This is a genomic window from Faecalibacterium sp. An77, assembly GCF_002161315.1.
GTDB lineage: Bacteria > Bacillota > Clostridia > Oscillospirales > Ruminococcaceae > Faecalibacterium.
In genome coordinates this window covers 1-16,521 of sequence record NZ_NFHK01000024.1, presented here as the reverse complement: position 1 = coordinate 16,521, position 16,521 = coordinate 1, and the positions used below count along the sequence as shown (strand labels likewise).

Sequence of the window (16,521 nt, the reverse complement as noted above, 5' to 3'; positions counted from 1 at the left end):
ATTTTTTCATTGTGCCCGATTTTGCCGGTGTTTTGGCAAAGAAATCGTGAATATCAGAGGAAAATCACAGGCCCGGCGGCCCCGGAAGGGGGACCGGGCTCTCTTTTCTATACTAAAATTTTGTGATATAATATGATAATTAAAATACGGTTGTAGAAACATGCGCCATGGGATGGGCGGAAAAGAACGGAAAAGAGCGAAACGGGAACAAGAGGTGATTTGCTTGAAAGTGGAGATCAGCCGCGTGCTGGAGAAACTGACCAGCGCCCAGAATCTGGGCCTGACCAAAATGACGCCGCCCTTTGAAGGGATCGAAAACTTTGACTATGGGCTGCGCCGGGCGCTGGACGCGGCGTTTGACTGGAAGGCCTTTGGGGATATGCTGCTCCACCAGATCCCGGCCCGGACCCTGGTGTTTGCCCGGGGGGTGTTTGAGCTGCGGTTTGCGCTGTTTCTCTCCCCGGACGAAAAAGACACCCTCTACTGCATCGGCCCCTGGGCGGAGGGGCCCCGGTCCAAGGAATCCATCACCTGGTGCAAGACCTATCTGGACGAAAAGGCCCAGGACGTCATCCAGGAATACCACAACCGGGTCCGGCAGATTGACGACAACGCCATCAAGTCCACCCTGTTCGGGGTGATTTCCCTGATCTATCCCGAGGGAGAGCTGAAAACCGAGGAGTGGCGGGAGTTTATGCCTCTGAACTTCCGCCCCGGCCTGGAGAGCTTCAGCGACACGTCTTTCACCGAGGAGCTGCCCGCCGAGCTGGTGGCCGAGCGCTACGCCGCCGAAAACCGGATGCTGCAGGCGGTGGTGAAGGGGGATTCCTCCTCGGCCTTGGGGGCCTATGAGAGCTTCCGGCGGTTCCAGGTGACGCCGCGGCTTCACAGCCTGCTGCGGGACTTCAAAAACTTTTCCATCATCCTCAACAGCCTGCTGCGCAAGTCCATCGAGCAGGCCAGCGTCCACCCCTATTACATCGACCAGATTTCGGCCCGCTTTGCCATCGAGATCGAGGCCCTGACCAGTCTGGAGGAGGGAGAGCGGCTGCGGGTCCGGATGGTCAAGGAGTACTGCCTCTATGTCCAGAAGTACTCCCTGCGCCAGTACAGCCCCCTGATTCAGAAGGTCATCAACCAGGTAAACCTCCATATGGACTCGGACCTGTCCCTCAAGAGCCTGGCGGCCCAGTGCTACATCAGCCCCAGCTATCTGTCCAGCGTCTTTAAACAGGAGACCGGCCAGACCCTCACCGACTACATCAGCAGCCGCCGGATGGAGCGGGCGGCCAAGCTCCTGCTGACCACCAACGCCCGGATTGCGGTGGTGGCCGAGGAGGTGGGAATCCTGGACGTGAACTACTTCACCAAGATGTTCAAGAGCGCCACCGGCCAGACCCCCACCCATTACCGGCGGGACAAGCGGGCCCAGCTGTCCCTGGAAGTGGCCCCCGACGGCGCCCCGCCCCTGCTCCAGGAAAAAGAAAAACGGGAAAAATTAAAAAAATCTGAAATTACCCCTTGCAAAGCTGCGCGGAGTATGCTATAATACAACCCGCAGTTGCGCTGCTATAGCTCAGTTGGTAGAGCGCATCCTTGGTAAGGATGAGGTCTCCAGTTCAAATCTGGATAGCAGCTCCATGCAGAAAAACCGCTCTTTCCCGGTCGGGAGAGGGCGGTTTTGTTTTTGCCTGTCCGGGCGGGCGAAACCCTTTGCGCCGGCGTCCCGCCGGTGGAGCCCGTCAAGGCATAATCCACCAGGGCCGGCAAAACCGCCGACCCCAGCACCCCATTTCTCCGCAATCTGCGGGGGAGCGGGGTGTTTTTGGTTTCAGGGGAAGAGAAAGCAGGCCTGTAAAAATTGCAGGCAATTTTTTGTGCGAAAAAGCGGATTTTGCGGCGTGAAAATCCTTTTAATGGGATGATGAATTTGATAAAATCCAAACACAGAGAAAAGGCCCCGCCCGGCGGGGAAAAGGGGCCGGACAAAGGGGCTTGCCAGTTTTCCTGCGGGCAGGTAAACTACAATCAAACGACTTTGACCGGCCGCGGGCCGGATCTTTCCAATGAGGTGATCAAGATGGAACAATCGGTCCTCCGTCCCCAGGCGGAACAGCGCTACCGGGACGAACTGGAAGCACTGCAGATCTGGGATCAGGGCAACCGCAAGCCCGCCAACTGGCGCCTGTCGCCCAAGGCGGTGCGGCTGTTTATCCTGGGCTCCCGCAGCCCGGTCCGCTGCGGCGGCCAGACTTTCACCATCCGGAAAAAATACCTGGGCAATGACGCCCTGGTGGAGCGGTGCATCATCACCCTGGCGGGCAACCGGGGCCTGATGCTGGTGGGAGAGCCCGGCACCGCCAAGACCATGCTGTCCGAGCTGCTGTCGGCGGCCATCAGCGGATGCAGCACCAACACCGTCCAGGGCACCGCCGGCACCACCGAGGACATGATCAAATACAGCTGGAACTACGCCCTGCTGCTGGCCAACGGCCCCAGCCGGGAAGCGCTGGTGCCCGCGCCCCTCTATGTGGGGATGGAAAAGGGGATTCTCACCCGGTTTGAGGAGATCACCCGCACCCCCGCCGAGGTGCAGGACAGCCTGATAAGCGTTTTGAGCGACAAGGTGCTGAACATCCCCGAGCTGGGGGATGAGGGCCTGCTGTTTGCCCGGCCCGGCTTCAACGTCATCGGCACCGCCAACACCCGGGACAAGGGCGTCAACGAGATGTCCAGCGCCCTCAAGCGCCGGTTCAACTTTGAGACTGTCCAGCCGGTGCGGGACGTGGCCCTGGAAAAACAGATCATCCTCAACGAGGTGGGAGCCCTGGCCGAGGCCGCCGGCATCCATCAGCCCCTGGACGAGGAGGCCGCCGAACTGCTGGCCACCACCTACCACGAACTGCGGGAGGGCATCTCGGCAGAGGGGCAGCGGATCGAAAAGCCCGGCGCCGTCATGAGCACCGCCGAGGCCATCTCGGTCTACTACCAGACCATGATGACCGCCTGGTACTACGGGGACGGCCATATGGACGAGAGCTGCCTGGTGGAAAACCTGGTGGGCGCCGTCGCCAAGGAGTCCCGGGAGGATATGGACAAGATCGCGGACTACTTCTCCACGGTGGTCCGGGACAAAGCACGACGGGAGGGCGGAGCATGGACGCGCTATTATCAGGCGAGAGGCAAACTGAAGTAATCCCGTTTTCCCTGGAGGATGCGGTGGTGTACTATCCGGTGCGCCACCACAGCCCGGTCTGCGCCTGGCATCTGGAACAGGTGATCGCCCGGTACAACCCCGCCTGCATCCTGGTGGAGGGCCCCGAAAACGCCAACGACCTGATCCCGGTCCTCACCGACCCCGACACCGCCGCCCCGGTGGCCCTTTATTACGCCTACCGGGACGACGCCGGGTTGCTGTCCAAAGAGGAGGGGGAGCCGGAGAGCTGCCGGTGCTATTATCCCTTTCTGGATCATTCCCCCGAGCTGGCAGCCCTGCGGGCCGCCGCATCCCGGGGCATCCCGGCGGCCTTCATCGACCTGCCCTATGCCGAGATCCTGCTGGCCACCCAGGCGGCCCGGGGCCTGCGGACCCGGGAGGAAAAACAGAGCTACGCCAGCGACCAGTACCTGGCCCACAACCGCTTTCAGGAGCGGCTGTGCGAAAAGGCCGGCCTGCGCAGCTTTGAGGAGTTCTGGGAGAAATATTTCGAGACGGCGGGGCTGGACCTGAGCGACGAGGCCTTTGTCCGCCAGATGAACACCTACTGTTTCCTCTCCCGCCAGAACACCCCCGCGGTGGAACTGGAGGAGGACGGCTGTCTGGCCCGGGAGGCCCACATGGCCCGCCGGATTCAGGAGGCCGCCGCCCGGTATGACCGGGTGCTGGTGGTGGCGGGCGGGTTCCATATCTGGGGCCTGCTGCACCCCGGTCAGGAGCCGTCCCGGCCCGCCCTGCCGGCGTCGGCCCACGCCGTCTATCCCATGCGCTATACCATGCCGGCCGCCGACGCCCTGGCGGGCTACGCCAGCGGCATGCCGTCCCCCGGCTTTTACGCCAGCGTGTGGACGGCCCTCCACGGCGACCGGCCCCGGCAGGCCTGGACCGACACGGTGCTGGATTATCTGGTGCGGACCGGCCGGCGGCTGCGGAAGGACGGGACCCTCATCTCCGCCTTTGATGAAACCTGCGCCTTTCAGCAGGCCCAGATGCTGGCCCAGCTGCGGGACAAGCCCGCCCCCGGCCTGTACGAGCTTCAGGACGCAGTCCTGAGCAATTTTGTGAAGGGCGAGGCCAGCTTGTCCGGGATGGAACCTCTCCGGGTGCTGCGGCAGCTGACCACCGGCCAGGCCGTGGGCCGGCTGTGCAGCGGCGCCCTAGTGCCGCCCCTGGCCCGGGACTTCGACAGCCAGTGCAGGAGCTTCCGCCTCCGGCTGGAAGGCGCGGCCCAGCAGGAAATCACCCTGGCCATCTTTTCGGAGGAACGCCACCGGGCCATCAGCCGGTTTTTCCATCAGACCGTCTTTTTGGACTGCGGCTTTGCCCAGCGGAAGAAAGGCCCCGACCTTCTCCGCCGCCGGGACCGCAACCTGATCCGGGAAGTGTGGGAATACCGCTGGACCGCCGCCGTGGATGCGGCCCTCATTGAACACGCCGTGTCGGGCGCCACCATGCGGGAGGCCTGCTCCACCGAGCTGCGGGGCCGGATGGCTGCCGCCGCCCGGGCCGAACAGGGAGCGGACCTGCTGGTGCAGGGCTTTTTGATGGGAATTGGGGACCTGGCCGACCAGCTGGCCGGCCGGATGGATGAACTACTCATCGCCGACGGCGATTTTGCCTCCCTGTGCGCCGCCTGTGCCTCCCTCACCACCTTGGAGGAATGGCAGGACCAATATGGCGAGCGGGGCGGCTACGATTATCCGGCCCTGCTGCGCCGGTGCTTTGCCCGGGTGCTGCAGATGCTGCCCCAGATGAACACGGTGGACGACCACAACGTCCAGAAGGTGCAGCAGGCCTGCATCCTGCTGTACCAGGTGACGGGGCGGGAGGCCTTTGCCGACCAGCGCCCTGCCCTGCTGGAAGCCTTTGAGCGGCTGGTGGGCCAGAACCCCATCCATCCCGCCCTCCATGGGGCGGCGCTGGGCCTGCTCTACGGCGCCCGGCCCGCCTGGAAACAAACCATCGACGGGGTGGTGCGGGGCTACCTGCAGGGCACCCGGGCCATGATGCTGCAGTCGGCGGCCTTTTTGCAGGGATTGTTCTCCACCGCCCGGGACTTGCTGCTGGTGGACGACGGCTTTCTGCGCCAGATCGACGCCCTGCTGGTAGGGCTGGAAGAGGAAGATTTCATCGCCCTGCTGCCCGAGCTGCGGCTGGCGTTCAGTTATTTTGTGCCCATGGAGACCGACCGCATCGCCCGGCGGGCGGCGGAACTCCACGGGGCCAGAGGGGCTGACCTGCGCCGCGGCGCGGTGGACCCCGCCGACTATGCCCGGGCCGAGGCGCTGGACGCCTGGGCGGCTGCCCGTCTGGACGGGCCGGAAGGAGAGGATGACCCATGATGACCGACGGCGCCGCCCTCAACCGCTGGCGGCTGATCCTGGGCAAAAACGCCGGCCAACAGCTGGAGCTGGACACCTCCCGGCTGGCCCGGATGGACGACGCGCTGGACTTCCTCTATGGCCGGGAGGCCGGAGAGGACGTCAGGGACCGGGACCCCCAGGGCGGCCATGGGTCCAGTCAGCTGACGGTGGCCCGGTGGCTCAGCGAGGTGCGCCAGCTGTTCCCCCAGGAGACGGCGGAAATTTTGCAGCGCCACGCCCTGGACCGGTATCAGCTCACCGAGCTGCTGGCCGACCGGGAAGTGCTGGAAAAGATGGAGCCCAACCAGGCTTTGCTGGAGACGGTCCTGAGCCTGAAACATATGATGCGGGGCCCGGTGCTGGACACCGCCCGGCGGATCGTCCGGCGGGTGGTGGAGCAGATGACCGAGAAGATGCGCAGCGAAATCCAGCGCTCGGCTCTGGGCAAGCTGGACCGCACCAGCCGCAGCTCGGTCCGGTCTTTGCGGAATCTGGACATTCAGCGCACCATCCGCAAAAACCTGGCCCACTATGACACCGAAAACCGCCGCCTCATGCTGGAACAGGTCTATTTCAACGGCCGGGTCAAGCGCTATAACCCCTGGCGGGTGATTCTGGCGGTGGACGAGAGCGGCTCCATGATGCCCAGCATCATCCACAGCGCCGTCATGGCGGGGATTTTTGCCGCCCTGCCCATGCTGGATACCCGGCTGGTGATCTTTGACACCCAGGTGGTGGACCTGAGCGGCTATGTGGAAGACCCGGTGGAAACCCTCATGAGCGTTCAGCTGGGGGGCGGCACCGACATTGCCGGGGCGCTGCGGTACTGTGAATCTCTGATTACCATGCCCCACCGGACCATGGTGGTGCTGGTCAGCGACCTGTGCGAGGGCAACTCCCGGCAGAATCTCTACGGCGTCTGCCGGGATATCCTGGAGAGCGGGGCCAAACTGGTGGCTCTGACCGCTCTGGACGAAAATGCCGCCCCCGCCTATGACCGGTCCACCGCCCAGGCGCTGGCCGGGATGGGGGCTTATGTAGGGGCCATGACGCCGGCACGGCTGGCGGATTTCATGGCCGATGTGATGCGGGAATGAGGGGGGATCTGTCGTGAAGTTACCGGGCCCGCTGGCCGCCGCCCTGGCGGCTGCGGATGACAATTACCTGATCGGCCTGTGCAACAAGGGCACCGTCAACCGGGCCAAAAAAGACCTGGCCGCCCTGGCGGAACCCTCGGTCGCCGTGACGGAGGAGGGGGCCCAGGTCCAGATGGGGGACGTCACCTGCCAGATCTGCGCCCCGCTGGGGGAGAGCCGGTGCTCCTGCCCCAGCAGCGGCATCTGCCGCCACCGGATCACCGCCATTCTCTGGCTGAAACAGCAGGCCCAAGGGGAGGAAACCGCCCCTAGCCCCGCGGCCGAGCCCGCGAAACCCACCTTTGAGACCCTGCGGGCCTATCCGGCGGACAAGCTGGCAAAGCAGCTGGGCCCCAAGCGTCTGGCGGCCGCTCTGTTCCGCCAGCGCAGCGGGACGGGCCCCTCCATAGAGGAAACCTCGGTGGTGACGGTGGAAATGCCCTGGATTCCCGCCGCTGTGCGGCTGCTGGACCCTCTGGAACACAGCACCTGCACCTGTCACAGCAAGACCTTTTGCATCCACAAGGCCGAGGCCCTGCTCTACTGGCAGATGAGCCGGAACATTCTGGACCCGGCGGCCCTGGAAGCCGCCCGACCCCCGGAGGAGGAACTGGACCTGGAAGCGGTCCGGGGCGTCTGCCAGGCGGTGCAGCAGACCCTGGCCGCCCAGATGGCCACCGGCCTGAGCCGGATGCCCGCCGGCGTCTGCGAGACGGTGGAGCGGATGGCAGCCCTCTGCCATACCGCCCGGCTCCCGGCCCTGGAACGGGCCCTGCGGGGCGTTCACGGGGAATATCGGGCCTACTTTGCCCGGTCGGCCTCCTACCGGGACACCGCCCTCCTGATGCGGCTGAGCCGGGCGTTCCGGCTGGCGGCGGCCCTGGAAACCGCCGACCCCAAAGCCGCCCTGGACCGGGCGGGCCGCTTCCGGGACGACTACGAGGCGGTGGGGGACCTGGAACTGTATCTGCTGGGCCAGCGGGATTTCGATGGCCGCAGCGGCTACGCCGGCACCATCTATTATTTCTGGGAGCGGCAGGAACAGCGGTTTTACACCTACGCCGATGTCCGGCCCACCTTTTATGAGGGCAAGGCGCGCCGCCGCACCGCCGCCGTTCCATGGGGGCTGCCCTGCACCCTGGGACAGGCCTGGAACTGCGGCCTGAACCTGTCGGGGGCGAAGGCCTCCCGGGACCGGGCCCTCTCGGCCACCGAACAGTGCCGGGCCGTCCTGCTGGGCCGCCAGAACCCCGACCGGGTCATCCCGGCCAAGGCGGTCTGTACCGACTTTGAATGGCTGCTGCGGGAGCGCAGCGGTCCCCATGACCCCGAGGTGGAGCGGCTGGCGGTGGTCCGCCCGGCCCGGTGCCTGCCTCAGGACTACGACCAGGTCCGCCAGGTGTTTTCCATCCGGCTGGTGGACGGGGCAGGACGGGACCTCTTTCTGGAGGTGCGCTACAAAAAAGAGGAGGAAAAGGTGGTGGAGGCGCTGGAACAGCTGGCCCGCCGGCTTCGTCGGAAACCGGATTTCCGGCCGGTGTTCTTTGGGCTGATCTACCGGGAGGAAGACCGGCTCAAGCTCTACCCCATTGAATATTTCGCCGAGTGGGAGGAGTGCCTATGACCCAACTGCTGGATGAGCTGGAACGGGCTGTGACCGACCTTTTGCAGTCGGGGCTGGATACCGGCGGCCCCGCCGCCTGTGCCCGGCTGCGGACGCTGGCGGTCCGGTGTGAGGACGCCGGACTGCACACCGGGGCGGCGCTGGCCCGGGAGCTGGAAACCGCTCTGGAGGCCCGCCCCCACGCTCTGGAAAAAGACAATTTGACCCCGGCGGCCTGTATCTGCCGGCTGGCCCGCTATCTGGAACTGTGCCGGGAAAAGGCACAGGAGGACGCCATCGTCCGGCGCTGGCAGGCCCGGGGACAGGATTCGCAGGACACCCAGAAACCAGGAGGGAACCTATGAACACCTTGCAAGCACAGAAAAAGGCCAAACTGGACCGGCTGCTGTCCAAATTGCAGCTCACCCCCGCCAACCGGGCCCTGGCCGAGGAATACCTGACGGCGGAACAGCGGGACGACAGCCTGCTGCAGCGGGCCGAGGAAGAGGATTTCCATGAGGTCAGCTGGGAGGTGCGGGGAGAGGCGGTGGACTACGCCAACGATCTGCGCAGCTGGGACAACCCCGACCCCCTGGCCCGGCTGATCAAGCTGTACTGGGCCATGGGCAAGAGCACCGCGGTGTTTTTGCTGGAGCGCAGCAGCGATTCCAAGACCGGCCGGGAGGAACAGAAACTCCGGACCGAGCTGCTGGGCAAGCCGGCGGCGGTGGCGCTGGAGGCGGAACGGGTGGTCTGGTATGAGCCGGGGTACCGGGATTTGGAGTGGTTTTATGCCCTGGCGGCCAGCGAGCCCGAAATCCTGGAACAGGCCCAGGCTCTGGCCGGAGGCCACCGGGACAATTACAAGGTGATGCTGGCGGGCATTCTGGTGGCGGTGCAGCAGGGGAGCAAGCTGAGCCTGTTCCAGAAGCTGGTGGGCGCAAAACAGCCCCTGGTGGCCCGGCAAATCCAGCTGATCCACCGCAACAACCTGGAAACCATGGCCGCCGCCCTGCCCAAACTGTCCGACAAGGACCGCCAGGCCCTGGCGGAATACCTGGAAAAGGGCGATCTGAACGCCCCCAAGCCGGCCCTGTCGGCGGGGTGGGCCAATGCCGCCAATCCCAGCGCCGCCCTGGCCGCCCGCGGGGCCGAAACTTACCTGGCCGGCCTGCTGGGCACCGCCTCCTTCCTGGGGGCGGAACAGGACCCCCGGCTGCGGTGTGCGCTGCGGATGTATCTGGGCCTCAACCCTGCGGCGGTGCTCCAGAACATCCTGCGGGGGGTGTCCCAGCATGTGATGCTGGACCAGAAAGACCGCCTGAACCATCTGCTGGAGGACCTGCCCGGCGGCGATGTCACCATGCTGATCTTCCTGACCATGCTGCCCACCTGGGACGGCCGCAACAGCTTCTATAAAGTGGTGGCCCGCCAGTGCCGCAATGGACTCAAGCAGGCGCTGGATTTGGCCGACGCCCAGCAGTATGTCCGCCTCACCGATATGATGCCGGGCGCCGGCGCCGTGGACCGGGACCAGCGGAACAAGATCAACACCCTGCTGTCCAAGTACATCCAGAACGGCGCCAGCGCCATGACCCAATACCTGGAAGGCACCGGCAGCCTGAAGGACAGCGCCGTCCGGCTGGCCGGCGTCACGGTGCAGCCCTATGTTTATCCGTCCCAGGCGGCCCAGCTGGTGGAACGGTACGTCAAGGCCGCCGGCTGGGATGAATTTGCCTGCCGGTGCGCCACGGTCTTTGGCCTGGTGTTTGAGGGGTCGGGGATGAACCATCTGCTGCACAGCGACCAGGACGTGGCCCGTCTGGCGGCCGCCCTGCAGGAGCAGGAACTGCCTCTGGGGGAGATTCTGCGGATCTTTGGGTACTTCTGCGATGGCTGCTACGACGAGCGCCGCAAGACCACCACCCGGAACACCCTCTACAAAAATTTCAGCAAGCCGGTCTATCTGGAGGACCTGTGCGCCGCCGCCCTCAACAGCGGCGTCTTTGGGCGGTATGTGGCCCTCTCGGCGCTGGATGACCTGACGGCTTCCCCCGAGTGCGGCTCCCGGGCCAAAGAGGGGCTGCTGGCCGGCGCGGGCGATTCCTCCAAGCAGATTCAGGAGCTGATGGTGGCCCTGCTCACCAGCCATCCCGACTGGACCGGGGAGGTGACCGGCCTGCTGCGGAGCAAAAAGGCCGCCGAGCGGCTGATCGCGGTGCGGGCCGCCGCCAAGATGGGGGAGACCATCCACCCCGCCCTGGAGGAAGCTCTGGAAAAGGAAAAGAGCGCCAAGGTGGCCGACGCCATCCGCGGCGCCCTGGGCCAGGCCTCGGCTCCTGCGGAGCAGGCCGCCGCCCTGACCATCGACGAGAAGGCTGCCCAGATTTTGAAGGGCGGCAAAAAGCGGAAAGTCCAGTGGGTGCTGGATCACCCCCTGCCCGAACTGCACCTGCAGGACGAGGCCCGCACCCCGGTGAGCGAGGACCGGCGGGCGGCGTTGCTGGTGGCTTACAGTGAGCTGGGCCGGATTGGCCGCAGCGAAACCGCCGCCCTGCTGGCCGAAGGCATCGACCCGGCGGATCTGGCCGCCCTGGCGGGGGAGGTCTATGAGATTTGGCTGGCCGCCGGAGCCCAGAGCAAGACCAAGTGGGTGCTGGCCTTTGCGGCGGCCTTTGGCGGGGCCGCCATGACCCCGCGGCTGAGCCACGCCATCAACGAGTGGCCCCAGCAGTCCCGCGGCGCTATTGCCTGCGACGCCGTCACCGCCCTGGCCCTCAGCAATGACCCCGCCGCCCTGCTGGTGGTGGACTCCATCTCCCGCAAATTCAAGTTCCGCCAGGTGAAGGCCGCGGCGGCCGCCGCCCTGGACAACGCCGCCCGGGAGCTGGGCATCACCGCCGAAGAACTGGCCGACCGGATTGTCCCCGACCTGGGCTTTGGGGCCGACGGCAAGCGGGTCTTTGACTACGGTCCCCGGAGCTTTACGGTGCGGCTGACCCCCACCCTGGAGATGGAAATCACCAACGACGCCGGCAAGACGGTGAAAAACCTGCCCGCCCCCGGCAAGACCGACGACCCCGAAAAAGCCGAGGCCGCCTACAACGAATTCAAGACCATGAAAAAGCAGATCCGCACCACCGTGACGGCCCAGAAGGCCCGTCTGGAGGCGGCGCTGTCGGTGCTGCGCTGCTGGAGCAGCGACGCATGGAAGGCCCTCTTTGTGGGCAATCCCATTATGCACCAGTTTGCCATGAGTCTCATCTGGGGCGTGTACCAGGATGGAACACTGCAGGAGACCTTCCGCTATATGGAGGACGGCTCCTTCAACACGGTGGACGAGGAAGAATACACCCTGCCCGACGACGCCCGGATCGGTCTGGCCCACCCGGTGGAGATGGACCGGGAGACCCTGGACGCCTGGAAACAGCAGCTGGAGGACTACGAGATCACCCAGAGCATTCCCCAGCTGGACCGCCCGGTGTTCCAGCTGGAACCCGGCCAGGAACAGGCCCGGACCCTGGACCGCTTCGGCGGCAAGAAGCTCAACGGCCTGTCCCTGTCGGGCAAGCTGCTGGGCCTGGGCTGGTACCGCGGCAGCGTCCAGGACGCCGGCGGTTACTACACCTTCTACCGGGAGGACCCCGGCCTGGGCATGGGGGTGGAGCTGGAATTCTCGGGCTGCTTTGTGGGAGACGAAAACGAGACGGTCACCGTCTACGAGGCGACCTTCTACCGTCAGGGCACCGTCCAGCGGGGCAGCTACTGCTACGACACCTCCAAACCGGAAAACATCTTCGCCCTGGGGGAGGTTCCCGCCCGCTATTACAGCGAGGTGGTGTACCAGCTGGACAAGGCCACCGCTTCCAGCACCGAGACCGACCCCGATTGGAGAAAAAAGAACCGCTGACCCTTTAAAAGAATTTCAAACCGTATAGAAGCAAAAAATGATACAGAGAGTCTCTGGACGAAACGCAAAACGGCGTGCACAGGGGGCCGAGGGGCGCCTGACCCGGTCCGGCGGCGCCTGCCCGCAGGGGCCGGCACCGAAAAGGGAAGGGCAGCCCCAACCCCCTGAAAACCTATCCTGAAAGTATAAAGCGCACACAGTATGCCCCTGGGGCCTGACGGCCCCGGGGGCTTTGGCGCGAAGATGCGTCCAAAATGGGATTGGAATATCAGTGAAAGAAAAATTTTGATTTTTTGGGATTTTCACTTGACAAAGTCAAATGAATCCAGTATACTTGATCTCGTCAAGTATGGGAAAGGAGCGGACCCATGTTCAACACACTTGCCTATTTTTCCTCCGTGCTGTACCGGGATTTTACGGCCTACACCAGTGAAAAGCTGGAAAAGCTCGGTCTGCATTTTGGACTGTTGTTCTTCCTGATTTACGTGGGAAAGCACCCGGGTGCTACGCCCTCGGACTTGACCCAGACGCTGCATCTGGACTGGGGCCATTCGCAGCGCTGCATCACCAAACTGGTGGAGAGCGGCTTCCTCACCAAAGAAAAGGTTGGCCGGCGCTATCACCTGCATCTGACCGAGAAGGGACAGGAGGCGTTTGAAGTCAGCCACCAGGTCTTTTTCGACTGGGACGCCCAGCGCCTGGAGGCCCTGACCGACGAGGAGCGCCAGACCCTGTTCGCCCTGATGCGCAAGGTAGCCCGCCGCCCGGAACCCGCACCCCACCCCGCCGCAGAGTGCACCAACTCTGCCGGGCAGGCCGGAGAATAAAACGGACCGTTCTCCGGCGGCCCATGGGCGCTTTCCGCGCCCTTAACACGTCATACCCGCCGTTGATACCTCTTTCATGGATAGGAGACTCTGAAAATGAAGAAAGCATCGAAAATCTGGCTCTGGATCGCCCTGGTCCTCTGCGTCTGCACCACCTGCCTCAACCTGTCGGAGGGCCGCTGGCTGTCGGTGGCCATCGCCGTCGTTTCCATCGCAGGCCTGTGCCTGCTGCTGTTCCGCCAGCAGAAGCTGGGCTTCCTGATCATGTGCGTCTGCGCCGTGGGTTCGTTTGTGGTGGGCTCGGTCCAGAACTTCGCCGATCTGGGCGCCGTCAGCATCCTGATGTCCCTCATCGGCTCGGCCCTGGTGCCCGGCATCACCGGCCTGTTTATCAAGAGCCAGTGGAACGAGCTGAACTGATCTGAATCAACCTTCCCCCGCATGGCCTGCGTGTCCCTTTCTTTCCGCGCAGGCTGCATGCTAGATAAAGCCCCCGCCTTTTTCCTGCAAAAGGCGGGGGGTTCTTTTTTGTCCGTTTTTGGGCATAAAAATACCGCCGCAGACGGCCCGGGGCCGGTGCGGCGGCGTGGGGAAGCGCGTCCTTCCGGGAGCCGCAGAGTTACTGCAGCTTCTCCAGGATTTCCTCGACGCTGATGCCGTTGGTGATGAGTTTCTGGACGGCTGTGTCAATCTCGGCCTTCCGGGCTTCCTGGGTGGCTTTTGCCTCCTCGGCGGCCTGCTTGGCCTCCAGCTTGGCGACCACCTTCTCGAGGGATTTTACGGCGGATTTCTTGCTCTTGAGCTGGGCTTTCAGCTCGGTGATCTGGCCGTTGATGTCGGCAATCTCACCGTTCAGCTGCTCCATCTCTGCATTCTTTTCTGCGAGAGCTGCTGCGTAATCCGCTGCACGGTGGCCTTTGATCGCTTTCACCTTGTTTTTGCTTCCCTTGGGTCTGGGCATAATACGTTTCCTCCCAACAATATAAATTCTTTTGGTATTTCTGAGTATAACATGAACCATATTCCGGTGCAATATTTTTGTGTCGAAAAATAGATTTTCACAAAAATTTTATTGCGTAAACCCAGGAGCCGTTATCTTATGCGAAATATAAAGAAACGGCCCGCTTTTTGGCGCGGCAAAACAAGCGCTCTGCGCCCAAAAACGACCCGGAACCCGCCGCCGGACAGGGCCGAACCGGGGGATAAAATCCAGGCCGGACCAAAAGCAAAAAAATAGAATACATCGCCCAAAAATCCAAACGGTTTTTGCTCTGCGCATTACCCCGCCCGGGCCGGGAATGGCGGAAACCCGGGGCCCGGTCCGGGCCCGGAAAAACGGATTTTTGCCGGAACGGGGAGGGGCGGAATCATTTTTTACAAAATGCTTACCCAATTTGTGGCTCCGGCAACAAATTGGCCATGATTTTGCCATACCGCGGAAAGAATGGAGCGCTATACTAGGTCTGGTCTGCCGGGCGCGCCGAATCAGCCCGAGGGACCTGTTTCACAAATCAAGATCCTGACATGAGACCGCATGCAGAAAGGATTGTACGCAGATGAAAACAGAGCCAAAACATAAACGACGTATATGAATCCCGCTGCTGATTCTGGCGGCGGTGATTTTGCTGATTGCCGCCCTGGTGCCGGTGGTGGTGCCGGCGGTGGGCAAGTGGTTCACCGACCAGGAGGGCGAAGTCCGGGACGGCTGGGCCGTGGACGTGGGCGACCTGGTGGGCGTGGACGAGGCCGAACAAATCGAAATCCGCACCGCCCCCGTGGAGTCCAGCATCACCGTGATGCAGCTGGTTCCGGTGGAGGTGGAAGAGGAAGGCTTTACATACTACGACATCGACGTCCAGCAGCGCATCCGCCGGATGGTGGACCGGGGGCAGCAGATGTCGGTCGATGGCTACACCTGGACCGCCGAAACCCCCATGGCCTTTTTGAACCCCTTCGGCACCGGTTCCAACGGGCTGTATCTGTATTTTGAGACCGACCTGCCCACCCGGGTGGAATACACCATCCATGTGGACGACGAGCGAATCCCCGATTTCACCGCCACCGCCGCCGACAGCTCGGGGGAGGAATATTCCACCGTCCATGAATTCCAGATGATCGGCCTGGTACCCGGCGAGACCAACGAGGTCACCATGACCATCCGGGGCAAGTGGGGGAACGTCCGTCAGCGGGTGCGGTTTACCATCGAGATGCCCGACCCCTATTCCGGCTACGACACCCTGCTGGAGGTCACCGACGGCACCAGCACCGCCGCCCAGGACGAGGGCCTGTTCACCATGATGCGCACCAACGGCTATCTGGGCTATGGCTTCCTGTACGACGACAGCGGCGTCATGCGCTATGAGATGGAGCTGGAAGGCTTCGGAATGGACCGCATCCTCACCTATGGGGATGAGATCGTCACCTGTGTTTCGGCCAACAAGCTGGCCCGGATCAACGGTCTGGGCGAGGTAACCCAGGTGTATCCCCTGGGGGACTATGAGCTCCACCACGATATCAACTACGGCCAGGACCACACGGTGGTGGCCCTGGCCGAAAAGACCGACGCGGTGGACGTGGAGGACATCGTCCTGGAGATCGACCTGGACACCGGCGAAGTCACCGAACTGCTGGACTTCAAGGACCTGATGGGCTCCTACCACGATGAGACCCGGCCCATCAAGGGCACCGACCCCTTCTTCTGGCAGGTGGGGGAGCAGGACTGGATTCACCTGAACACCATCCAGTACCTGCCTGAAAGCGACAGCCTGGTGGTCTCCTCCCGGGAGACGTCCACTGTCATCTGCGTAAAGGACGTCCACACCACCCCCGCCATCGACTGGATGTGCGGCGACCCCGATTTCTGGGAGGGCACCGAATATGCCCAGTACTGCCTGGAGCCGGCGAATGACTTCACCTGGCAGTACGGCCAGCACAGCGTGGAATATGCCGAGGGCGAGGAGCCGGGCATCTGCTACCTGCGGATGTACAACAACAACTATTGGGCCCTGTCCTCCCGGGACGACTACACCCCCGACCTGGACGAAGGGGTGAACACCGAGCTCTACGGCGGCGACGGGGACAACAGCTATACCTACGTCTACCGCATCGACACCAACGCCGGTACGGTGGAACTGGTGGAGTCCTTCCCGGTGCCCTATTCCAGCATCGTGTCCAACTCCACCCTGAATACGGATACCGGCCACTGGACCGTCAACAGCGGCGTGGCCATGGTGTTCGGCGAGTACGACGCCGACGGCGTCCTGATCCGCCAGTACAGCTACGACTGCACCATGCAGGGCTACCGCACCTTCAAATACGATTACAAGGGCTTCTGGTTCCAGTAACTAGTCATGACCCCCGGCAAAGCCGGGGGCTTGAGGAAGCCCTAGAAGGGCATAATACGGACAAAGCCCCTCAAGGGGCCGCGAAACAATCGGCCAACTGCATTGCTGGCTCATGGCGGCC

General features: G+C 63.4%; 11 protein-coding genes and 1 tRNA gene. 11 read left to right on the top strand and 1 reads right to left on the bottom strand.

Annotated elements, in window-relative coordinates; genetic code table 11:
* Positions 1-229: 229 nt before the first annotated feature.
* From B5G28_RS09020 to B5G28_RS08975, 10 genes are all read left to right on the top strand, one after another.
* The gene (locus tag B5G28_RS09020) at positions 230-1,549 is read left to right on the top strand and encodes a helix-turn-helix domain-containing protein (protein WP_242967545.1); all 1,320 of its coding nucleotides are present in this window, start codon (positions 230-232) and stop codon (positions 1,547-1,549) included.
* A gap of 16 nt (positions 1,550-1,565) precedes the next feature.
* Positions 1,566-1,641, top strand: a tRNA-Thr gene (locus B5G28_RS09015).
* A gap of 439 nt (positions 1,642-2,080) precedes the next feature.
* Positions 2,081-3,196: an AAA family ATPase gene (locus B5G28_RS09010; protein ID WP_087248028.1), complete on the top strand. Its 1,116-nt coding sequence runs from the start codon at positions 2,081-2,083 to the stop codon at positions 3,194-3,196.
* The gene (locus tag B5G28_RS09005; protein ID WP_144265510.1) at positions 3,157-5,559 is read left to right on the top strand and encodes a DUF5682 family protein; all 2,403 of its coding nucleotides are present in this window, start codon (positions 3,157-3,159) and stop codon (positions 5,557-5,559) included. Before B5G28_RS09010 ends, B5G28_RS09005 begins: the two co-directional genes overlap by 40 nt.
* Positions 5,556-6,677 (top strand): VWA domain-containing protein, encoded by a 1,122-nt coding sequence (locus tag B5G28_RS09000; RefSeq protein ID WP_204228839.1) that lies wholly within the window; start codon positions 5,556-5,558, stop codon positions 6,675-6,677. The genes B5G28_RS09005 and B5G28_RS09000 overlap by 4 nt, the downstream gene beginning before the upstream one ends.
* A 13-nt stretch (positions 6,678-6,690) precedes the next feature.
* Positions 6,691-8,340, top strand: coding sequence for an SWIM zinc finger family protein (locus B5G28_RS15195; protein ID WP_087248024.1), 1,650 nt, complete (start codon positions 6,691-6,693; stop codon positions 8,338-8,340).
* A complete protein-coding gene (locus B5G28_RS08990; protein WP_087248022.1) occupies positions 8,337-8,684 on the top strand; it encodes a hypothetical protein in 348 nt (115 codons plus the stop codon). Before B5G28_RS15195 ends, B5G28_RS08990 begins: the two co-directional genes overlap by 4 nt.
* Positions 8,681-12,229, top strand: coding sequence for a DUF4132 domain-containing protein (locus B5G28_RS08985; RefSeq protein ID WP_087248020.1), 3,549 nt, complete (start codon positions 8,681-8,683; stop codon positions 12,227-12,229). The genes B5G28_RS08990 and B5G28_RS08985 overlap by 4 nt, the downstream gene beginning before the upstream one ends.
* A gap of 368 nt (positions 12,230-12,597) precedes the next feature.
* Positions 12,598-13,056 (top strand): bilirubin utilization transcriptional regulator BilQ, encoded by a 459-nt coding sequence (gene bilQ / locus B5G28_RS08980; RefSeq protein ID WP_087248018.1) that lies wholly within the window; start codon positions 12,598-12,600, stop codon positions 13,054-13,056.
* A gap of 96 nt (positions 13,057-13,152) precedes the next feature.
* Positions 13,153-13,476, top strand: a complete 324-nt coding sequence (locus B5G28_RS08975; RefSeq protein ID WP_087248016.1) for a hypothetical protein — start codon at positions 13,153-13,155, stop codon at positions 13,474-13,476.
* A gap of 199 nt (positions 13,477-13,675) precedes the next feature.
* On the opposite strand, the gene B5G28_RS08970 is transcribed toward B5G28_RS08975, so the two are convergent.
* A complete protein-coding gene (locus B5G28_RS08970) occupies positions 13,676-14,017 on the bottom strand; it encodes a hypothetical protein (protein ID WP_087248014.1) in 342 nt (113 codons plus the stop codon).
* A gap of 655 nt (positions 14,018-14,672) precedes the next feature.
* Between B5G28_RS08970 and B5G28_RS08965 the strand changes: the two genes are divergently transcribed.
* The gene (locus B5G28_RS08965) at positions 14,673-16,400 is read left to right on the top strand and encodes an aryl-sulfate sulfotransferase (protein WP_242967544.1); all 1,728 of its coding nucleotides are present in this window, start codon (positions 14,673-14,675) and stop codon (positions 16,398-16,400) included.
* Positions 16,401-16,521: the final 121 nt, after the last annotated feature.